This window comes from Streptomyces clavifer (genome assembly GCF_036345975.1).
Lineage (GTDB): Bacteria > Actinomycetota > Actinomycetes > Streptomycetales > Streptomycetaceae > Streptomyces > Streptomyces clavifer.
Genome location: NZ_CP107793.1, coordinates 197,309 through 219,140 on the forward strand (window position 1 = coordinate 197,309; position 21,832 = coordinate 219,140).

Consider the following 21,832-nt stretch of genomic DNA (forward strand, 5'->3'; position numbering starts at 1 on the left):
GCGATGGGTGCGAACGGTGGTGGTGACGGTCAGCGCGGGGTCCGGAGTGCCGTGTCGGCGTCGGTCCGGTGCCCGCCCCCCGCTTCTTCCCCGGGAGCGGCCGCGTCCTGCAGGATGACGGCGGCCACGGACTCCACGTGGGGCGGGGCGACGAGCGTGTAGTGGTCCGCGTCGATGCGGTGTGCGCGTACCGGCGACGGTAGGTGGGCGTCCCACTCTTCGTTCGGCACGGGTTCCGGGGCGAGCGACGGCACGTCCGGGACGGTGCGTTCCGCGATCCACAGGGAGCTCGGGGTGCGGCTCAGGCATGGCAGCCGATGGCCGGCCATGGCCACCAGGTTGATACGGCAGCACCGGGCCAGGCGTTCGGCGTAGTCTCGTCCGCTCTCGCTCAACCCACCCGCACGGTTGCCGCCGAGTTCGCGGGCGAAGACCGCGTCCATCTGCTGATCGTCGTAGGCCGCGACCGCCGCGACCGCGCCGGGCGGTGGCGGGTCCAGCAGGTAGAGGCCGGCCACGGGTCGGTCGTGCTCCTCCGCATGGGCGGCCATCGACAGGGCCATCCAGGCACCGAAGGACCAACCGGCCAGGAACAGTCGCCCGTCGGTTCCGGCGAGCTCGGCGCGGATCGCGTCCAGGTAGTGTGCGGCGCGGTCGGCGAGTTTCACGCCGGGCCGGTCCGGCGCCGCGCGCAGTGCGGGGTCCGCGATCAGGCACACGGTGAGCCGGTCGCCCAGGGCGGACACGAGCGGGCGGTAGGCCTGGATGTCGCCGCCGACCGGATGGACGAGACAGAGCACGTCCGAACCGGCGACGCCTCGCTGCCACACCTCGACCTGCACCGAGGGATCCGGGGTGGCGGATCGTTCGGCGTCCGCGGCGGTGGCGTCGACGAGGTCGGCGATCTCGGCCACGCTGACCCGGTGGCTGAAGCGGGAGAGGTCGAGGTCTGTGCCGAAGCGCTGCTTGATCTGGTCCACGAGTTCGAGCAGCATCAGTGAATCCGCACCGAGGTCGTACAGCGACACGTCCGTCCCGACGTCGTCCACACCGAGCAACCAGGCGACGACGTCGCCGAGTTGCGCGACCCGGTCGCGGCCCGGAGGCAGGTGCGGTGTCGGCTGCGCTCCCTCCGCTGGGCCTCGTGCCGTCTCCACGCCGGCGGTCGGGGGGCGTTCGTAGAAGCTACGGGCCTGGGAGAGGTCGGTGGTGTTGACCCAGAGGTGTGGGAGTTGCAGCCGCATGGCCTGCTCGAACACGGCCGCGCCTTCGTCGGAGGTCAGGCCGGTCAGAAGGTGCCTCCGGTGCTGTTCGTCGTGGCCGAGCGCGCTCCGGGCCATTCCGGCCTCGCGCCAGATGTCCCAGCCGATGCCCGTGCGGACGGTGCGGCTCGTGCCGTTGCCCGCCCGGTAATGGGCGAATGCGTCCAGGCATCCGTTGGCCGCGGCGTAGTCGAACTGTCCGACGCCGCCGAACAAGGAGGCCATGGACGAGCAGTAGACGGCGTGGCCCGGGTCGTACGCGTCGATGAGCCGCTCCATGAGCAGGGCGCCACGCAGTTTGGCGTCCGTCCCCGCGCGGGCGGATTCCGCTTCGCGCAACGCGATCAGCCCTCCGGCGGCCGTTCCGGCCGCGTGCACGATGCCGGCCAGGCCACTGTCCAGGTGCGGTGCCAGGCGAGCCGCGATATCACCCGTCTCCTCTGCGGCGAGGTCAGCCCGCACCAGCGTGATCCGGTGGCTCCATGGTGTCAGGGCCGGCGGGAGCAGGGCGTTGCGGGACAGCAGGACGAGTCGGCTCTCCGGACGCCGGAGGATTCGGGCGGCGATGACGGCACCGATGCCGCCGGTGCCGCCGAGGACCAGGTATGTGCCAGTCCCCCACGCCCACGCTTCACGGGAGTGGTCCGCTTCTGTCCTGAGCGTGGAGTCCGGGGCCGCCACGGGGTGGATGGCGCGGTGCCACCAGAAGGAGTCGCGCAAGGCGACGACGGACGTCTCCGGCGGGGCGTCGAGGAGGAGGTCGGGCAGGAACGCCGACCAAGCGGTGGGATCGGGGCCGGGCAGGTCCAACCAGCGGAGCTCAGCGCCCAGTTCCTGGTTCGGTACCTGTGTCGCGGCTGCCAGCAGACCGGCCTCCGGGCGCCGGACCGGGCCCGTGACCGGCTGGGCGCCGCAGGACAGCAGCCACACCCGGGGCCGGTCCCGTTCCCGGCCGTGCGTCCGCACGACGTCCGCGACAGCCCGGGACAGGGCGGCGACAGTGTCGAGGCAGGCCCACCGCGCCGTGTCGAGGGACCGCTCGCCGACGTCTCCGTCGATGGCCAGGGGCAGCGCGTGCAGCCAGTCGACGGCGGTGCCCGCCGGGCCCGGTGCGCTCGCCTCGGCCAGCACGGCCGCCAGGTGCCCGGCGTCGGCGGGGTCCGCCTCGTAGTGGTCGTCGTCGATCCGGATGAGGTCCTTGCCGGGCGCCAGCCACACCACTCGTGCGTAGCGTCGCTCCAGTTCCCGCCACGCCGCCGGGTCCGTCCGCCCGCCTGCGACGATGACGGCGGTCCGCGTCACGGCCGACTCGTCGGTCCGGGCCCTGCGGAGCCGCGTCCACTGCGGCTGGTGCATCCACCGGTCGGCAGGGAGCCGCTGGGGGTCCGGGGTACGGCCGGGCACCGGCGCAGGTGTCGGAGTCGGTGGTGTCGCAGAGGTGTACGCCGGTGTCCGCGGCGCGGGGCTCTCGCGCGGGAAGTCGTAGTCCGCCAGGTCGAACGCGGGCGGTGGGAAGTCCCAGGGCGCGGGTGCCGGGCCGGGCGTCCAGTTGACGGTGTGACCGGCGGTCCGTGCCGTGGCCAGCTCCTGCGCCTCGCTGCCGGATGCCGGGATGCCGGTCGGCTGCACGGCCTGCGGGTCGACGGCACGCAGCCAGGCGACGGCCGTTTCGGCATCCTCGCATACGGCGGCGGCCCGGTACGCCCGTACGGGCCGGCCCGCCTGGAGGTGGCGCAGCACCTGGGCGTATCGGCTCGGGTGGGTGCCGAGGTAGGCGGCGATCCGGTGGGCGTCCGCGCACAGGGCGGCGGGCGACTCGGCGGACAGTACGAGGCAGGGCTGGGGCAACCGGACAGGTTCGTCGCGCGGCTGCGGTGTCGTGTCCGTACCGGCCGGACTCTCCACCAGCAGGTGGGCGTTGGTCCCGCCGATGCCGAAGCTGCTCACGCCCGCGACGCGCGGCGTGGCGTGGGGCCAGGGCTGTGCCGCCACCGGTATCCGGAACGGGCCCGCGTCGATGGCCGGGTTCAGGCGGTCGAAGTCGGCGGTCGGCGGAATGGTGCCGTGGTGCACGGCCAGCACCGCCCTCACCAGTCCTACCACACCGGCGGCCGCGCCCAGGTGCCCGATCTGGCTCTTGACGGAGGAGAGGGCGAGTCCCGCGTCGTCGGCCAGTCCGTATCCGGCACGCAGGGCGGCGGCTTCGACCGGATCGCCCAGGCGGGTGCCGGTTCCGTGGGCCTCCACGTAGCCGACTTCGGCGGCGGCACGGCCGCTGCGGCGCAGGGCGGTGCTCACCGCGGCTCGCTGTCCGGCCAGCGAGGGCGCGCTGTAACTCATCTTGTCCGCGCCGTCGTTGTTCACGGCGGATCCAGTGATCACGGCGTAGACGGTGTCGCCGTCGCGGCGGGCAGCGGCGAGCGGTTTGAGTACGACGACGCCGACACCGCTGGCGCCGACGGTCCCGGCGGCGTCCGCGCTGAACGGACGGCAGTGGCCGTCCGGGGAGAAGATGTGGTTCGGCCGGTGGGTGTACCCGTCCGTCAACTCACGGTCCACGAGGACGCCGCCGACGAGCATCACGTCGGCGTCGTCCTGCCGCAGCAGGCCGGCGGCGAGGTGGACGCCGACGAGGGAGCTGGAGCAGGCGGACTGGACGGTGAGCGCCGGTCCCCGCAGGCCGAGGTGGTAGGCGGCCCGGGTGGACAGGAAGTCCTTCTCGTGGTGCAGGGCGAGCCGGAAGGAGTCGGGCAGTGCGGCGGGGTCGGCCTCCCGCAGCAGGCTCTGGAAGTAGGTGTTCTCGCCGCACGCGGCGAGAAGTCCGACGCGTCCGGCGCCGGCGTCGGCGATGCCGGCGTGTGCGAGCGCCTGTACGCAGGCCATCAGCAGGTGCCGCTGCTGCGGGTCCATGAGCCGGGCCTCGTGCGGGCTGATGCCGAAGTGGCCGGGATCGAAGGCGACGAGCCCGTCCATCTGGCTGCGGGCGCCCACCAGTCCGTCCGCCGTCGGGAAGTCCTCGATCCCCCGCCCGCCGGAGGTGACGAGGTCCCAGAAGGCGGCGAGGTCGACGGCGCCGGGCAGGCGGACGGCCATGCCGATGACGGCGACGGGCTCGTCTGCGGGGGCGGGGCGTGTGCGACCGCTGTCCGGGACAGCCGGGACCGGCGTGGAGCGGTCCGGGCCGGGGGTGGCGGGTGGCACGGCCGACGTAGGGGTTCCAGGGGTATCGCCATCGTCGGCCGCCTGTGCACCGCGCTCCTCGATCAGGCGCGCCAGGGAGTGGATCGTCACGTGCTCGAACAGCTCCGGCACGCCGAAGTGCAGATCGCCCTCGCCGGCGCAGCGCAGTTGGAAGCGCATCAGGTCCAGGCTGGTGGCTCCCGCTTCGAAGAAGCGCTGCCGCACACCGGGGCTTCGGCCGGTGGCCGCCAGGAACAGGTCGGTGAGCCTTCGTTCCAGCGCGGAGCGTGCCGGGGCGGCCTCGTCGCGGGAGCGCAGTTCGTGCCCGGGGGCGGACAGGGCACCCTGGCGGTCCACCTTTCCGCTGGGTGTGCGGGGCAGCCGGGTCAGGCGACGGAAGCGGCTGATGCGGGCGTGCGGCGGGAGCAGTGCGCTCAGGTGGCGGTCGAGCTCGGTGATGTCGGGGTCCTGGTCGGCCTGGAGGCAGGCCACCAGGGAGCCGTGCGTCTCCGTGACGACCGCGTTGGTCACTCCGGGGTACTGCAGCAGCGCGGCTTCGACCGCGCCCAGTTCCAGGCGGTGTCCGCTGATCTTGACCTGGTCGTCGATCCGGCCCGCGTAGTGCAGCAGGCCCTGGCGGTCGAAACGGGCGAGGTCGCCGCTGCGGTAGAAGGTGCCGGCCTCGGGGTCGTCCACGAAACGGGTGCGGTTCAGCCCGGTGTCGTCCAGGTAGCAACGCCCGGCCATGGGGCCGCCGAGCCACAGGTGGCCGGTGGCTCCCGGAGGAACGGCGTGGCCGTCCTTGTCCACCACCCGGAGCAGGGCGCCCGAGACGGGCCGTCCGATGGCTGGACGCAGTGGCCATCGGGCCGGGTCACCCTCCAGGCACAGGCCGCTGACCACGTGTGTCTCCGTGGGGCCGTAGTGGTTGAAGAGGCGTGCCGCGGGCAGTCCGGCGAACCAGCGGCGGATCGCGTCGGTGCAGACCAACTGCTCACCCGCGGTGATGACATCGCGTAGCCGGGAGGGGTGGCGGCCCGTCCGTACGCCGTGTTCCGCGAGGAGTTGCAATGCGACGTAGGGGAGGAAGAGGCGCTCGACGCCTGTGCTCTCCAACTGGTCCAGGAGAGTGGGCATGTCCTGCCGCCAGGCGGGGTCGACGAGGCGCAGGAGTCCGCCGGAGCACAGGGTGGTGAAGATCTCCTGGAAGGAGACGTCGAAGGACAGCATGGAGAACTGCTGGGTGACGGCGGGGGCGGCCAGTCCGCCGTGGTCGCGCTGCCAGGACAGCAGGTTGCACAGGGTCCGGTCGGGCACCTGCACACCCTTGGGTGTTCCGGTGGAGCCGGAGGTGAACAGCGTGTACAGGGGGCGCAGCGCCCGGTGTCCTGGGGCGGGCTCCGCAGCCGGGGGGTCCGCCTGACACACGAGCGGGTGGCGAGGCAGGCTCGCGGGTGCGAGGGTGTCGAGCGCGTCGACGCGCTCCGGTGCCACCAGGACACACACGGGGGCGGCCTGGGCGATCACTTGGCGCAGCAGGGACGGCGGGTACGACGGGTCGAGTGGCACGGCGGTGAGGTTGAGCCGGGCCGCGGCCAGGAGTGACACGACGTGCTCGACCGAGGGCTCCAGGTACAGGGCTACTGCCGCCGGGGCGGCCGGATCCTCGGGCAGGTAGGGGCGCAGCCGCTCCGCCAGCACGGCCGCCTGTGCGTCGAGTTCGGCGTAGCTGAGGGTGGTGCGGCCCGTCGCGACAGCGGGGGCGTCGGGGGTGCGCCGCACCTGGTGTTCGAAACCCTCGGCCACGGTGGTGAACCCCGGTGCGGGTTCGGGTCCTCGGCCGTGCTCGGGGAGCGTACGGCGGTACGGGGCCACCAGGTCGCGCAGGCGGACGTCGGCGCCCTCGGCCATCAGGTCGATGGCCTGTCCGAGGAGTCGGGCTGCTGCCCTCACCTCCTCCTCCTCCACGTCCTCCCGGTACTCCCACAGGCAGTCGAGTCCGGAGGCGTGCTCGACGACCGAGAGCGTGATCCGGCACTTGGCTCCGAGCGGGCTGGGCCAGAGCGGGCCGACGGTGCAGCCGGGTAGGCGCAGGGCCGAGAAGTCGGTGTTCTCCTGGACGAACAGGTAGTCGAAGAGGTCGCCTCGGGCGCCGGCCGGCCGGTCCGCCACCACGTCGGCGAGGAGGACTTCCTGTCCTCGCAGGACCTCCTCGGACATCGCCGCGTGCCGGCCGAGCAGGACGCGCAGCGGGGCCTCCGGCTCCATGTCCAGGGGCAGCAGCACGGTGTTCGCGAGCATGCCGACCGTGTCCGCGAACTCGGGGCGGGGGCGGTTCGCGACCGGTGCGGCCACCAGGGGCCGGGTCTGGCCGGTCACGCCGTACAGGCTCCAGGCGTACGCGGACAGCAGCAGCTGGAAGCGGGTCTGGCCGTGCTCTGCGGCGAGCCGGTCGAGTGCACCGCGCCGTGCCGTGTCGAGGGTGGCACGCAGCAGCCGGGCCGAGGGCCGGGCGGGCGCGGGGGGCTCCGTTGCGGCGGGCGCGGCCTCGGCGCCCTGTTCGTAGTGCGCGCGCAGGCGGGTGCGCTGTTCGTCGTAGGCCGGGGTCGCGCGCCAGGTCCGCTGCCAGTGGGCGAATTGCGCGACGGTCGTGGCCGGGCCCTGCGTGGGAGAGGGTTCGGCACCCTCGTCGCCGTCGTACGCCGCGTCGTACGCCTTGCTGAGGTCGTGCAGGAGGATACCGAGCGAGCAGCCGTCCACAGCGATGTGGTGCAGGTGCAGCAGCAGGGTCCCTCCGTCCGCAGCGCCTCGGGCCGGGTCAGCGGGCACGGACGGCAGCCAGGTGGCCCGGCACATGTGCGGGGAGCGCAGGTCGAAGCGGTGGGAGAAGAAGCGGGCGGCCGGGGCCTGCCACGGCTCGTCGGCACCGGTCTCCCGGGGCTGCCACGGGTCGTAGGGGGCCGCCACCTCCTGCAGTAGTCCCTGCGCGGTCGGGAGGAGGCGGGTGCGCAGCGAGGTGTGGCGCTCCACCAGGGTCCGTACCGCCCGCCGGAGCGCGGGGAGGCGCACGGTCCCGCGTATCGCGAAGGCGAGTGGGACGTCGTAGGCCGCGTCCTCGGGGTCACGTTCGTGCAGGACCCACAGGCGTTCCTGCTCGCTGGAGGCGGGCGCGGTGGGGCCGGGGGCGGCGACGGGGACGGGCGGATGGATGTCACCGGCGGCGTCGGGGGCGTGCACGGCGTCGGCGAGGGCGGCGAAGTCGGCCCGTAGGACGAGGTCCTGGGGGACGTCCACGCCGAAACGGCGCTGGATGTCGAACCGCAGGCGCAGCGCCTTGAGCGAGTCCCCGCCGCTGGGTATCCAGCGGTCGGCCGGGTGCAGCTCCGCGACACCGAGCACTTCTGCGGCGAGGTCGAGGATCTCCCGCTGGGCGGCGGTGGCCGGCTGGTCGCCGCGGTGTTCGCCACGCCAGGGTGTCTGGGCCCGTGCGGTGTCGAGCAGGGCGGCCTCGTCCGCCTTGCCGTTGGCGTTCAGGGGGATCCGTTCCACCCGGTGCGTGCGGTGGGGGCGCATGTACGCCGGGAGGGTGTCGGCGAGATGCTGCTCGTAGGCCCCGTAGGAGAGGTCGCCCCCCAGCACGAGGAACGCGATCAGTTCGTGCTGGTCGGCGTCCTCGCGCCGGCTGCACACGTGGGCCTGGCGCACGGCGGGGTGGGCCAGCAGGTGCCGTTCCACCTCCCCCGGCTCGATACGGAAGCCGCGCACCTTGACCTGGCGGTCGGCGCGGCCGAGGTAGGTGACACGGCCCTCCTCGTCCGCCCGTACGAGGTCACCGGTGCGGTACCAGCGCTCCTCGCCGCCCTCCGCTCGTGGCAGGAGTACGAAGCGCCGCTCGGTCTCCTCGGGAAGATTGCGGTAGCCGAGGGCCAGCGCCTCGCCGGCGAGCAGGAGTTCGGCTGTCTCACCGGGTTCGGCGACACGCCGGTCAGGGGTGCGCAGGAGGATTCCGGTACCGGGCAGGGCGGTACCGATGGGGACGGTGTCGGCGACGGACTCCCGGGCGATGGGGTGGCACAGGGCGAACGTGGTGGCCTCGGTGGGTCCGTAGGCGTTGAACAGGACCGTGGCACTGCCCGGGTTGGTCTCGTACCAGCGGCGCACGACGTGGGCGTTGAGCTGCTCGCCGCCGATCAGCACCCGCCCGGCGGTGGCGAAGCAGTCGGGCACCGCCGCCACGACGGCGTTGAACAGGGACACGGTGATGAACATCGAGTCGATGCGCAGGTCCCGGAGGGCGGCGGCGAACAGCGTGGGGCTCTGCACCACCTCGTCGTGGAGGACGACACAGACGCCGCCGGTCAGCAGCGGGGTCCAGACCTCGAAGCTCAGTGCGTCGAAGGCGGGGTTGGACAGGCAGCCGTAGCGCGTGTCCTGACCCTCCATCACATACCGTGCGCGGGCCAGCCGGAGCACGCCCGCGTCGGTGACCTCGACGCCCTTGGGAAGGCCAGTGGTCCCCGACGTGTAGAAGACGAAGGCGGCCTCGGAAGGGGCGCCCTGGCTCGGTCCGCCGGGCGTGGCCACGTCGGCGGGTTCGTCGTCGCCTCCCGTCAGCCGGTCCACGTCGAGTGCGGGGAGGGAGGCCGGCAGGTCGATTCCGTCCGACGCCGCGTGCACGACAGCCACCGCTGCGGAGTCGCCGAGTATGTGCCGGCGGCGCCGGTCGGGGCTGAGACGGTCCAGCGGTACGACGGTCGCCCCGGCACGGCGGATGCCGAGCATGACGCAGACGAGCTGCCACGAACGGGGAAGGCAGACGGCGACCGCCTGACCAGGACGTACGCCGGCGGCGCGCAGGCCGGACGCCACCCGGCCGCTGAGGCGGTCGAGTCCGGCGTAGTCGATGACGACCGTTCCGTCCTCGACTGCGGGGGCGCCGGGGGTGCGCCGGGCCTGGGCGAGCACGGCCTCGGCCAGGGTGGAGGCCGGCGGAAGCGGGTGGACGGCCGGGGAGGGGGAGTACGCGCGTGCGTCGGCAGGCTGGAGGGGGCGGTCGTGCATCACGCCTCCCGGGCCGGAAGGACGTTGCCGGTGACCGACGGAGCTGCGTGGTGCGCGAGTTCGGCGGCGATGATGTCCGCCACGTGTGGCACCTCGGCGCTTTCCAGTATCTCCCAGTGGTCGCAGTCCATGGTCTCGATCCGGAGGTCGGCGCAGCGGCGCCGCCAGAAGTCGCGCACCTCCGCGTGGAAGGGGGTGTCCTCGCGCCCGGGCACCGCTTGGGCGAGGACGACACGTGCACCGGAGGTGGCCGGGACGTGGTCCCGGGCGGTCATCCGGTTGTGGTTGTAGATGTGGAAGTACCGTTCCACCTGGGCGTCCTCGATACCGGGGTACATGCCGTTGAACCGCACCAGTTTGTCGCGGAACTCGGCCATGTCCACGGGTGCGATGGCGGCGCGGGCGGCCGGGTCGTCGGTGGCCTGGGTGTCGAGCAGGACGACGCTGACGTCGGTACGGCCGCGCAGGGCGAGCCTGCGCCCCATCTCGTGGGCGACGAGTCCGCCGTAGGACAGGCCGGTCAGCACGAGCGGCCCTGGGCCCAGGGGCTCCAGGAGCCGCAGGTACGTCTCCGCCATCGCCTCGACGTCCGGCAGGTGGTTCTCGCCTGCGTTCAGCCCTGAGGACTGGATGCCGTGCAGGGCGACGGACTCGGGCAGCAGTCGGGTCAGCGGCAGGTAGCAGAAGGCCGTGCCTCCGGCGGGGTGTACGCAGATCACGCGCGCGCCGGTGCCACCCCGGAACTCGATGACGTTGCCGGTGGCGTCGGGTGCCCCTTCCTCGCGCAGCACTGCGCCGAGTGCCTCGATGGTGGGCCGGAGGATGATCTCGGCCACCGGTATGGACCGGCCGAACGTTTCGGCGATGCGGTGCGCCATCTTGATCGCGGACAGGGAGGTACCCCCCATCTCGAAGAAGTCGTCGCTGATGCCGATGTCCGGGGCGAGCAGGATCTCCCCCCATATCCGGTACAGGCCGTGCTCTATGTGGTCGCGCGGGCTGGCCGCGTTGACCCCGCGGGACGCCTGGGAGCGCGCGAGCAGGAGCAGCGCCTCCCGGTCGGGTTTCCCGCTGCGGTTGAGCGGCAGGGCCGGCAGGTCCACGAAGGCGGCCGGGACCATGTAGTCGGGCAGCAGGCGGCCGATCGCGGTGCGCCAGTCGTGGGTGGTGCGCTGTGCCGCCTCGCCCCTCCCGACACAGGCGACGAGCCGGGGCTGTCCGTCGGCGTCCGGGTCGGCCAGGACGACTGCCTCACGGACACCGGGGAGCGTGCCCAGCGCGGCCTCGATCTCAGCGGGTTCGATCCGGAACCCGCGCAGTTTCACCTGGTCGTCGGCGCGGCCCGCGTAATGGGCCTGGCCGTCGGGGAGGCGGCGGGCGAGGTCTCCGGTGCGGTAGACGCGTTCGCCGGGGAGGAACGGGTCGGGCAGGAAGCGTTCCTCGGTGAGGTCGGGGCGGTTGAGGTAGCCCCGGGCGAGGCAGTCACCGCCCAGGTAGACCTCGCCGACCACGCCGGGCGGCACCGGTCGCAGATCCGGGTCGAGCACGTACAGCCGGGTGTTGCCGAGCGGACGCCCCACCGGGCACTGCCGCTCCAGCGGACCGGGCTCGTAGTAGGCGGTGCTGTAGAGCGTCGCCTCGGTGGGTCCGTAGCCGAAACAGATCCGCAGACCGGGCAGATGCCGGGTCAGGCGGTGGAGGGCGGCCTCGGTGAGCGACTCGACGCCGGTGAGCAGAGTACGCAGCCGGAGTCCCGCCAGCCGCCGGGCGGGGTCCTCGTCGATCCACTTCACGTACGCGGGTGGCAGGAAGGCCTGGGTGATGCCGTGCTCGCGCATCCACGTCATGAGGGCAGCCGGATCACCGCGCAACTCCTCGGGGACGATGTGCAGCGTTCCGCCGGTGATCAGCGGGAGCAGCAGTTCGTGGACCGAGGCGTCGAACCCGATGCTGGACCAGGCGGAGCCGGGCTCGCCGGGTCCGGAGCACATTCGGGACTGCCAGTTGGCGAACAGGTTGAGCACGCTGCGGTGCTCCACGGCGACGCCTTTGGGCCGTCCGGTGGAGCCGGAGGTGAAGATCACGTAAGCGAGCCGGTCAGGGGCGTGGCCGATGCCGGCCGTCGCCCGCTCGTCGGTTCCCTCGGCCTCGACTGCGGCCAGGTCCAGCCACTGACCGGGGCGTCCGTCCTCGGCACGGTCGCTCAGCACCAGGGGGCAGTCCGCGTCCTCGGTCATGGCGGTGAGCCGGTCGTACGGCTGCCCGGGGTCGAGGGGGAGGTAGGCGGCACCGGCCTTGAGGATGCCGAGGATGCCGACGGCCAGCGCGGTCGTGCGGCTGACGTGCAGGCCGACCACGTCGCCGGGGCCCACGGAGCGGGCGGTGAGGGCGTGGGCGAGGCGGCCGGCCCGGCGGTCGAGGGCCGCGTAGTCGAGGGTGTCGTCGGTGCCGACGACGGCCGTGTGGTGCGGCCGGGCGCGCACCTGAGCCTCGAAGAGCTCCACGAGCCCGGTGGCCGCCAGGACGGATGACGGCGTCACCGAGCCTGCGGGTGCACGGGGTGCGGGCTCCAGCACGCCTCCGGTGGCATCCCAGTCGCGCAGCAGGCGCAGCCGTTCCTCGTCGTCCATCAGCTCAAGCTCCCCGATGGTCCGCTCGGGTGCGCGTGCCATGTCCCGCAGCAGGTGTTCGAGGTGTCCGGCCCAGCGCCGCGCCGTCGCCGGGTCGTACAGCGAGGTGGCGTAGTCCAGGTGGCCCTGGACGCGGTCCCCGGCATCGACCGCCACCAGCGACAGCTCGAAGCGGGCGGGAGCGTGACCGATCGGCAGGGGGTGCACCCGCACTCCGGGCAGGTCGAGGAGGTCGTGCCGGTCCGGCTGCCAGGCGAACATCGTCTGGAAGAGGGGGGTGTGGGCGGCGCTGCGAGGCGGGTTGACCAGCTCCACCATCCGCTCGAAGGGCAGGTCCTGGTTCCGGAGCGCTTCGCGTACGACGGCGCGGGTCCGCGTCAGCGCCTCGGTCACCGTGGGTGACCCGGACAGGTCGACCCGCAGGGGCAGCGAGTTGACGAGAAAACCGATCAGGCCTGCGGCGGCGGGTCCGCGACGGTTGGCGACCGGGCTGCCGACAACGATGTCGCTGCGTCCGGAGAGCCGTGAGAGCAGGATCGCCCATCCGGTCAGAACGGTCACGAAGAGCGTGGCTCCGTGCCTGCGTGCCATGGCACGCAGCTCGTCGGTGGTCGCGGGATCGACCGTGAACTCGATCCGGCCGCCCTCGTACGCCTGCTCGGCGGGGCGCGTGCGGTCGGCGGGGAGCTCCAGCACGGCGGGGGTACCGGCGAGAACACCTTGCCAGTAGGACTCCTGGCCGGCCAGAGCACCGCCAGTGACGGCGTCGTGCTGGACCTGCGCGTGGTCGGCGTACTGCATGGCGAGCGGAGGCAGCGGGTCGGCCCCGCCGGATGTCCGGGCCGCGTAGAGCCGGCCGAGTTCACGCATCATGACGCTCATCGAGTGTCCGTCGTACACGGTGTGATGGAACGTCAGCATGAGTACCTGGCTCCCTGCCCCCAGAGTGACCAGGTGGCCGCGCCCCAGCGGGCCGGCGGCCAGGTCGAAGGGGGTGCCTGCCTCCTCCGACCGGAGCGCTTCGAGGCGCGCGTCGGGATCAGCACTGTTCGTCAGATCGACGAGAGCCAGGGAGAATCCGGCGCCGGGCGGGTCGATGTGCTGCCACACCTCCCCGTCGTGCTCCACGAGGCGTGTCCGGAGCATCTCATGACGTTCCGTCAGCAAGTCGAGGCAGCGGGCCAGGGCGTCGCAGTCGAGCGGCCCGTCGAGCCGGAAGGCGAGCGGCTCGTTGTACGCGGCGTTCCCACTGGGGAGTTGGGCCAGGAACCAGAGGCGCTTCTGGGCGAACGAGGCCGGCCTGATCGACGCCGGGGCACCGGGATCGCGTCGCCCGACCGGCTTCGGAGCCGCCGGCGTGGGGGGACTGACATGGCGTGAGGCGTGTGGCACCGGGGGGCTGCCTTCCCGACTGTGTGCGTACGTGAGGGGGGACCGCGCGACCCCGCGCCCCGCTGCGTGGTGTGAGCTCGAGCCGCGAAGCCGCTGGTGCACAGGATCGACCTCATGCCGACCGTGTGGCGGGTGCTACCCCGCTCGCACCGGCCTCACGACCGAACAGAGGCGATCAGGGCTGCCGTCCCGCGATGATTGATCATGCTGATCCGGCCTGTCAACAGTTCACTGACGGGCCGAGGGGAGGAGATCCGATCACTTGGGTGGATCGTCGCATTCCGAAGTTCCCTCGGACACCGACACCCTCCAGGCACAGCACGCGGGCATCCGCGCGCTCCCCGCTTCATCGCCGGGCGTCGCGGAAGCCTCCGCCCGCCCCGGCTATTCTGGCTCGTCCTGAGCAAGCCAGGAGGGCCCACCATGCACAGCGACCCGCCATCCCTGCCCGAGCGGATCAACCTCTCCGGCGAGGGACTCGTTCTGCGCGACTGGACGGAGGGCGACCTTGCCGCGATGCGGGAGCTGTTCGACCACCCCGACATCGCGTACTGGACACCCATCGTCTCGCCGTTCGACGAAGCCGCCGCCCACGCCCGGTTGGACCGCGCACGACAGCTCCGGAAGGACGGCACGACCATCCTGCTGGCCATCACCACCGACGGCGGCGCACCGCTCGGCGAGGTCATGCTCCGGCGCGCCCCCGAAGGCACGGAGCTCGGCTACGCGGTAGGCCCGGCGTACCGGGGCCGAGGGCTCGCGACGCGGGCGGTACGGCTGATGGCGACGTACGCCTTCGAACAGCTGGGCGCGGCGCAGGTCATCCTGGAGCTGGAGGCGGACAACGCCGCGAGCGTCGCCGTGGCGACCGGGGCGGGCTTCAGGCTGCTCGACGTGCCGCTGATCACGGGCGAGGAGAAGGGCCGGCCGTACGCGCTGGAGACGTGGGGCCTGGACCGCCCCTGACCCTGGCTCCGTCACGACCACCCGGCGGCCCGCTCCGGAGCCCGGGGACCAGCGGGAAGACGGGGGTTCCGCCCCGGGTGCCTTGCCGCAGCAGCCGGGCCCTGTGCGGAAGCGGGTCACAGGGTCACCCCGGCGCCGCCGACAGCCGACCTGGCGCCGCACCCTGAGTCGTCCCCCGTCACGGCCCGGCAGCACACCAGAAGGACGAGGCGCGCCGAAATCCCGCTCACCCCTCGATCAATTGTCACGACCTATGGATCACTGAAGTGACGTCCTGACGCTCCGGTGCCATCGGAGCTCGCCGCACGGCGGCATATCGAGAACAGCCAGTGTCGTTGCACCCTGCCTTCATGACACGGGCCCCGAGATGTCACATTCCGCCACCATCGATGTGAAGTGCATCTCAGCCCGGGTCACTCGAGTCGGCATGCGCGATCATGACGGAATGGATGCTCGCTTCCTCGGCACCGCCGAGTTGACCGACGCCCCGTCCGTGGCGGTCGTAGTCGACGTCATGCGTGCTTTCACGGTGGCTGCCTGGGCCTTTGCCCAAGGGGCGGACAGCATCGTTCTTGCGGAGTCGCTGGACGAAGCCATGGTCCTCAAGGCCACCCACCCGGATTGGGTGGCACTCAAGGACGGTCCACCCGCGGCGGGGTTCGACACCGTCAACTCGCCGGGTCTGCTGAGGTCGATCGACCTCGGCGGACGCACCGTCGTGCAGAAGACCACGGCAGGGACAGTCGGCGCCCTCGCGGTCAAGGAGGCGTCGCTGGTGTTGTGCGCCGGCTTCGTGGTGGCGGAGGCAACGGCTCGGGTCCTGCGGACGCAGCAGTGTGAAAGCGTCACATTCGTGGTCACCGGCGACGGAGGGCAAGCAGACGAAGATCTGGCGTGCGCCGAGTACATCGCCGGGAGGGCAACCGGCGCCGGGACGCCCGCAGCCGATTTCCTCCGCCGCGCCGGCACGTCGCGCGCGGCCGCCGAGCTGAGGGACGGGGCGCGCCAAGGGGCCCATCCTGACGACGTCGCCCTCTGTCTTGAACTCGACCGGTTCCCCTTCGCCATGGTGGCGACCTTGGAGGAGTCGCTCATGGTCCTCCGTCCGCACGCCGTGCCCGCACCGGCAGACGAGGCTGCAATCTGACTGCAGGTGCGGCTTGCCACGCGCCACCGTGCGAGAGGCGGCATCCGGTCGAGTACGCGGCATCAACCGCATCTCGCGATGACAGGGGACCGAGGTGGCGGTGGGCAACCGACGGGCAGGGTGCGGGCAGCGGCTCCGCTGAGTCGAATGAGCTCCTCGTGCCGGGGCGGGAGGAGGACCAGGTCTGGGGCGAGGAAGCCTGTGAGCCCGTCGATCACGATCGCCATCAGGCAGGACAACGGCTCCGCACGGCACGCAGCGCGTACCACGGCAGGCCGGACCGCAGTGCGTCCTCGCCCGCTCGCCCAGCCACAGCGGTGATGCCTCCGGATCAGCCCGAGGCCAGCTGCTCCCCGATCTCCTTGATCCAATGTGCGGTCTTCGCCGGGTCGTTGAGGGTCTCGGCCCACGCCTCCGGCTCCAGCTTGTGCTTGGCGGGGCCGGATTTGAGAGCGATGAGCAGGGCCCTGGCGGACTCCCGCATCTCGGCCGTCGTGTTGCCGCTCCCGGAGATGTCGGGGCCCGCCGCCAAGGCGTAGATCTCGCGCGCCATGGCCTGGCGTTCGCCCTTCGACACCTTCTTCCAGAACTTCAGGGCATGCTTCAGTGACTCCTTGCGGGACGCGGCCTCCTCAGGGGTCTCGCCCTTCGGCGCCCAGCGCTCGGGGTGGTGGACCTCCTCGTAGCGCTTCGTGGCGGCGCGGAGCGCCTTGTACATGGTGACGCCGAGGACGAGGCCGGCCCCGGCCCCTGCGAGGCCCCATCCGACCGGGTTGCTCGCGAGCCCGACTGTTCCCGCCGCTACCGCCGTCACAACGCCCGCCGCGGCCTTGGTGGACTCGCCGCCACCGCCGATCGTCTCCTTGCCCATCTTGGCGATCTGCTTCTTCTTCGCGTACCCCTGCACCGTGCTCAGCATCTCCACGTCCTTCTCGGCGCGCTGGAGGCTCTCGGCGGCGTCACGGGCTTCACCCATCGCCTCCCAAGCGGCGTCGACGGCCTCGGAGACGAGCTCCAGCCGACCCGGGCCCTCATGCCCCCAGTAGGCGTCCAGCGCGACGTAGGCCTCCGCTGCGGCCCAGTTGGCCTGCTCCCGCGACTCGTTCAGCCGGGCCAGTGACCCCGCGTGGACGAGATGGGGGTCTCCCAGGCTCTTGACCTGCTTGTACTTGCGGGCCGCTCCCCCGACGCGAAAGGCGGACCGCATACCCTTGATCGCACCGATGGAAGCACTGGCGATACCGCTCGCCTCGGATGCCACGGCAGCGTCCGCCGCTTTCTGCATCTTGGTCACCTCCTTGGCAATGGCAGCGCTGTAGCTTCCCGAGCCGGCCGCACCGACGACCGTGTCGGCACCCTTGGTCTTGGCCTTCTTCTTCGCCGTGTGGTGGTTGGCTCCGGTCTCGTACTTCTTGGCGTCCTTCATGTTCTTGTACGCGTCCATGCCGCTGACCACGGTGCCGGCGGCCTCCGTCAGGAGGTTCCCCGACGCTGCGGAGGTCCCCGAGGCGGCGGCGGAGTGCTTGAGGCCCTCGTTGGCCGCGACGGCGGCCTGCTGGGTGAGCCCCGCGTTGCTGGGAGTCTGGAATCCCTTGATGAAGGTGTCGATGGGCTCGAGATTCTTCTTGAACCTGTCGAGGAGCCCGGCGAGCCGGTCGCGATAGTCCTTCTTCTTCGCCGGGGCGGACGTGCTGCCGCTCTCCGCCGCCCTCCCACCCGAGGTGTCCCGGGCACGCTGCACCGCCGCGGTCGTGGCCCGGTTGCCGGCGCGGGACTGCATCTCGAGGAGGGCGTGCTCCGTCGAGCGTGCGGACGTATTCCCGATCCTGCTCCCTTCCCGACGCTGCCGGGCCGACGTCAGGACTGCTACGGACTGCCGTGGGGACGTGCGCTGGATCGGAGTGCTCATGGATATACCTCGCTAGTACCGGACCGGCCGAGGCGAAGGTAGCCAGGCCTAGCCAACGGCAGGGGTGCAGCGGGGAAATTCCGCACGGATGCTGTAGGACGCGTTGTGGTGGACGCGATCGGTCGTCACACCACCTGATCGCGGTGCATTGCGTAGGGGCGGCCACCGGGCGTCCTCGCGCAGGATGAGGGATCTCCCGGTCCCCAGGGTCCGGACGTGGGCCAGCGGCCGACGAGGTGTTCGCGGATGCCACAACCGCTGCACGCCGTCCCTCTTCGGGGCGAAGCCGTCCGCACCGGTTCGGCTCGCGGTGTCGTGGCCATGGTCGTGGTCGTCGATGACGTGCTCGACCCGATCGCGCCGTGTGAGGTGGTGGCGAACAAGCGCATCAGTAGCAGTCGGCCGAGACATGCGAACCCGGCACGTCCGGTGCCGCCGGGGTCAGCCGGCACCCAGCAGACGGGGAAGGTGCACACCGAGGTGCGCGCAGCACGTCGCCCCAGGGCCGCTCGTTCGGATCATGCTCGGCTCTCAGCACCGGTCCGCGCCGCGGACACGCCTCGTCGGTAGTGACGAGCAGCGCTGACCTGGCGCCGGGAGGCAGGCGCAGGCGTGACACGGCCGCGCCGCCGGCGGTCGTCCGCTTTGCTGCCGCTCTGAGTGTTTGGAAACCTCAGGCCGGTAAAGACGGCACCTAACACCAACTTTATACACAGAGGTAGGAGACGCATCATGGGCATTCTGGCCTGGATCATCATCGGACTGCTCGCCGGCCTTATCGCCAAGGCCCTGATGCCGGGCAAGGACCCCGGCGGCATCATCATCACGATGCTCATCGGCATCGCGGGAGGCCTCCTCGGCGGCTGGCTCGGCAAGGTCATCTTCGGCGTCGACTCCATCGACGGCTTCTTCGACCTCTCGACATGGATCGCCGCTATCGCAGGCTCCATCATTCTTCTCGCCCTGTACCGGGTCATCACCGGGAACCGGCATTCCCGTCGCGCCTGACCCGGCGGCCCGCACCATCTCAAGTGGCTCCCCCTCACACCGGAGGGCGGAGCCACTTGCGGTTCGGCGGATCCGTGTACCACCTGCAACCGCATGATGGAACAGCTCTGCCGGCGTCTCGGCCGACGATCCGACGAGGCTGTGGTCTTCGCGCCGCCCGCCTTCGCGCCGCCCGCCCCGGCGACGGCCGCACAGCTCACTCCCTCGGCTTCACCGGAGGCCGCACCCACGAGGCAAAGCGCTGACCAGGGGTTGCGTCGTCCCGCCAGTAGCGAAGAACGGTTTCATGCACGACCTCGAACCGTTCCGCGGCAATGAGACAGGAGACGGGCGCCCGACCGCCCGCATCCGCTTCGAAAGCGACAGGCACGGGCGGCTCCTCGCCGAGCTGACGAACAACGCGCACCAGTTCCTGGCTCGTCGCCACCCGGAAGACAGGGTCGTGAAACATCACCGGACAACTGACGAAGGCCGGATCGCTGAAGACCAGCTCCAAGCCGTGGTGATAGGTGAGGTCGTTTCCGGCCGCAAGACGGAACTGACCGGCATTCCAGGCCAGGACCTCCCAGTCCCACCAGGCCCCCTCAGGGAGTTGGACACCGGCCTGCTCGCGTTTCATTCCGCCTTCAGCCCTCCACTCCGTGCCTGCGGGATCGACGGGCCACACGACAGGGAATCGGAGTCCGGAAGTCGACTTCTCACACCCCTGTGGTCATCGGACAGGCCCGCAGAACGGACCCCGGAGCGCACCTCCGGACCGACCTTGCCCATGAGCGGTGGAGCATCACGCGCGGCCCGTGCCGTAGAAGCGGACGTAGTCGACCGTCATCTTCGCGGGCGACGGCGTCGAGGAGTCGGGAGAGCCGGGCCAGTCGCCTCCCACGGCGACGTTGAGCAGCAGGTGCATGTCCTGTTCGAAGACCCAGTCGCGTGGCGTCGGCAGCTTCGACGGAGTCAGGGTGAGATACGGCTCCCCGTCCACGGACCATGTGATGCGGTGAGGCTCCTTGTCGACGGCGTAGGTGTGGAACGCCTGCGACGCGTCGGCCGGAAGAGTGGCGGAGCCTCCGATCCCGTTCTCGTTGAAGTAGGTCGGCCCGTGGGCGGTGCCGTAGACCGTTCGCGGTTCACCGCCGACCACCTCACAGATGTCGATCTCCCCCTGCCCCGGCCATTCGACGCCGTTGTCGCCCAGCATCCAGATCGCGGGGAGCAGCCCCGTTCCCGTGGGCATCTTCGCGCGGACCTCCACACGACCACGGGTGAGCGCGACCTTTCCCTCGGTGGTCAGGCGGGCCGACGTCCAGGTGCAGAACTCCTGTGTGTAGCAGGGCAGCTCGGATTCGGCGGGAGCCGGCCTCGCCGAGATCACCAGGTTTCCCGTGCCGTCGAGGGCCGAGTTGGCCACGTCATCCGTGTAGAACTGCAGCTCGTTGTTGCCCCACCCCTCGGCGTCCCGGTTTCCGGTTTCGGTGTTCCAGGACTCCTCCGACGGACGGGCGGCCGCCGATCCGTCGAACTCGTCCCGCCAGAAGGGCCTTTCCTCGGCCGAGGGAGAGTGCGTGTCGGCCGGAGCGGCCGAACATCCGCACAGCAGTCCGCCCAGCGCCAACAGGAGTGCCGGGAGCCGTCGATTGATCACGCGAGCTGCTCCTGAGGGGTCGTGCGGAATGCGGTGCGTACGGTCTGCCCGTCCGGCGCGTGGTGCCGGGGCCGGGCAGGCCAAGAGCCTCACACCGTAAGAATTTTACGAAGCAACACCATTCGAGGCGACGGCGGGTGTGCGGTACGGGGGACGGGGCGCCCCGCCGGCGACGAGTACGGCCATCACTGCCCGTAGCCAGGATCGGCTCATCGGCGCTGTACGCACTGGCGGGGACGTCGGCCCGGCCGTCCGGCGAAGCCTGCTGGAGGGCCGTCCCGTGACGGCAAGCGTGCTCTGCCGTTGCCGGGGTGCGGCCGGTAGACGGGCGAGACGGCGCGCGCATGCACCCTGCCTGCGTGGTGGTGAGCTGCCCAGCCGGTCCCCCCGGCGCCTCAAGGCCCGTCAAGTCCCGTCCGGCGAGCCGAGAGGTCACCTACCGGTGGCGCCGAAGGAGGCACGGGCCGGATCGCAGCAGCGCTTCTGTGTTCCCGGCAGCAGCACTACAGGATCAGACGGCTGCCGCGATGTTCGTCGACAGGGGGGCGCGCGGGACCACTGCTCGCGCGCTTCTCCAGGTGGTGTGAGATCACTACGTCCTGTGGTGGCACCGCTGACGCGGGGCTGTAGATGCGGTCGGCAAGGCACTGCAGGGCACGCTCGGCGATCTGCCGTTTGTCCGGCACGACCGTGGTCAGAGGCGGATTGGCGTACCTTCCGTCCTCGGTTCCGTCGAACCCCACCACGGCGAGGTCCTGCGGGACGCGTACGCCTCGCTCGTGGGCGATGTGCAGTGCTCCCAGGGCCAGTTCGTCGCTGAAGGCGAAAACCGCGTCCGGGCGCGTGTCGGCCTCCAGGAGAGCGGCCATTGCCGAGGCCCCGTCAGCTCGGTGCAGAGCCGTCACGGCCTTCTCCAAGTGGGGGTCCGGAAGCAGCCCGGCGCGTCGCAGTGCCTGGTGATAGCCCGCCAGGCGCTGCCTGGCTGTCTCGTTGTGCAGGTGGGGCTGCACACCGATCGCGGCGATGCGCCTGCGCCCCGACTCGATCAGATGAGTCGTCGCCTCATCAGCCGCGAGAACGTTGTCGACGGCGACGCGATCCGCCAGTCCCCGGGGCGGCTGCTCCCCCAGGAGGACGACCGGGACGTCCCTGGACCGGTCGCTCAGTTCCTCCGGACCGAGCGACCAGGGACTGATGACGAGACCATCCACCAGACGGCTGCCGACGCCCTCCAGGAGGCGCTTCTCAGCGTGCGGGTCTCCGAAGGTCTGGTCGATGACAACGGTCCACGAGCGCTGTTGGGCGGCCTCGACGATCAGACTGGCGAGTTCGCCGAAATAGGGCGAGTGCAGTTCCGGAATGGCCAGGCCGATCAGGCCGGTGCGACCGGCCCGCAGACTGCGGGCGGCCATGTTCGGGCGATACCCGAGCTCATCGAGGGCGGCCTGGACCCGCGCCCGCGTCTCCGCGGCCACCGGGGCCGAGCCGCTGACCACATTCGACACGGTTCGTGTCGATACCCCCGCGAGGGCGGCGACGTCCTTCAGGCGGCTGCTCACGCGCCCCATCCTCGCACGTGGCACCGCTGGCCACCAAGATTCCGCACGACTATTGCAACGTCGCATTCAACGTTGC

Annotated in this window: 9 protein-coding genes; 3 read left to right on the forward strand and 6 right to left on the reverse strand. The window is 71.4% G+C overall.

The genetic code is table 11. From position 1 onward, the window contains the following. Positions 1–29: 29 nt before the first annotated feature. Together OG927_RS00815 and OG927_RS00820 are read right to left on the reverse strand one after the other, a co-directional pair. Positions 30–9,503, reverse strand: a complete 9,474-nt coding sequence (locus OG927_RS00815) for an amino acid adenylation domain-containing protein (protein WP_330319502.1) — start codon at positions 9,501–9,503, stop codon at positions 30–32. Next, a complete protein-coding gene (locus OG927_RS00820) occupies positions 9,503–13,525 on the reverse strand; it encodes a non-ribosomal peptide synthetase (protein WP_330319503.1) in 4,023 nt (1,340 codons plus the stop codon). Before OG927_RS00820 ends, OG927_RS00815 begins: the two co-directional genes overlap by 1 nt. 423 nt (positions 13,526–13,948) lie before the next feature. Here OG927_RS00820 and OG927_RS00825 point away from each other — a divergent pair, with 423 nt between their 5' ends. Both OG927_RS00825 and OG927_RS00830 read left to right on the forward strand, forming a co-directional pair. Further along, positions 13,949–14,491, forward strand: coding sequence for a GNAT family N-acetyltransferase (locus OG927_RS00825; protein ID WP_056789998.1), 543 nt, complete (start codon positions 13,949–13,951; stop codon positions 14,489–14,491). Between the two features lie 445 nt (positions 14,492–14,936). Then, positions 14,937–15,638 carry a 2-phosphosulfolactate phosphatase gene (locus OG927_RS00830; RefSeq protein WP_056789995.1) on the forward strand — a complete coding sequence of 234 codons (702 nt, stop codon included), beginning with the start codon at positions 14,937–14,939 and terminating at the stop codon, positions 15,636–15,638. A 331-nt stretch (positions 15,639–15,969) separates the two neighbouring features. Here the strand turns inward: OG927_RS00830 and OG927_RS00835 are convergent, their stop codons facing one another. Then, the gene (locus tag OG927_RS00835) at positions 15,970–17,547 is read right to left on the reverse strand and encodes a hypothetical protein (RefSeq protein WP_056789992.1); all 1,578 of its coding nucleotides are present in this window, start codon (positions 17,545–17,547) and stop codon (positions 15,970–15,972) included. A 732-nt stretch (positions 17,548–18,279) separates the two neighbouring features. Here OG927_RS00835 and OG927_RS00840 point away from each other — a divergent pair. Continuing rightward, positions 18,280–18,555 carry a GlsB/YeaQ/YmgE family stress response membrane protein gene (locus OG927_RS00840; protein ID WP_056789988.1) on the forward strand — a complete coding sequence of 92 codons (276 nt, stop codon included), beginning with the start codon at positions 18,280–18,282 and terminating at the stop codon, positions 18,553–18,555. Positions 18,556–18,751: 196 nt separating this feature from the next. Here OG927_RS00840 and OG927_RS00845 read toward each other — a convergent pair whose 3' ends face one another. The 3 genes from OG927_RS00845 to OG927_RS00855 form a co-directional block, all read right to left on the reverse strand. After that, positions 18,752–19,174 (reverse strand): hypothetical protein, encoded by a 423-nt coding sequence (locus OG927_RS00845; protein ID WP_330319504.1) that lies wholly within the window; start codon positions 19,172–19,174, stop codon positions 18,752–18,754. A 165-nt stretch (positions 19,175–19,339) separates the two neighbouring features. Beyond that, on the reverse strand, positions 19,340–20,197 hold the full coding sequence (locus tag OG927_RS00850; protein ID WP_330319505.1) for a glycoside hydrolase family 16 protein: 858 nt from the start codon (positions 20,195–20,197) through the stop codon (positions 19,340–19,342). A 503-nt stretch (positions 20,198–20,700) separates the two neighbouring features. Further along, positions 20,701–21,756: a LacI family DNA-binding transcriptional regulator gene (locus tag OG927_RS00855; protein WP_330319506.1), complete on the reverse strand. Its 1,056-nt coding sequence runs from the start codon at positions 21,754–21,756 to the stop codon at positions 20,701–20,703. Between the last annotated feature and the right edge of the window lie 76 nt (positions 21,757–21,832).

Coding starts and splice junctions, on each gene's coding strand:
- OG927_RS00815 (WP_330319502.1), bottom strand. CDS start 9,503: ATGCACGACCGCCCCCTCCAGCCTGCCGACGCACGCGCGTACTCCCCC.
- OG927_RS00825 (WP_056789998.1), top strand. CDS start 13,949: ATGCACAGCGACCCGCCATCCCTGCCCGAGCGGATCAACCTCTCCGGC.
- OG927_RS00830 (WP_056789995.1), top strand. CDS start 14,937: ATGGATGCTCGCTTCCTCGGCACCGCCGAGTTGACCGACGCCCCGTCC.
- OG927_RS00835 (WP_056789992.1), bottom strand. CDS start 17,547: ATGAGCACTCCGATCCAGCGCACGTCCCCACGGCAGTCCGTAGCAGTC.
- OG927_RS00840 (WP_056789988.1), top strand. CDS start 18,280: ATGGGCATTCTGGCCTGGATCATCATCGGACTGCTCGCCGGCCTTATC.
- OG927_RS00845 (WP_330319504.1), bottom strand. CDS start 19,174: ATGAAACGCGAGCAGGCCGGTGTCCAACTCCCTGAGGGGGCCTGGTGG.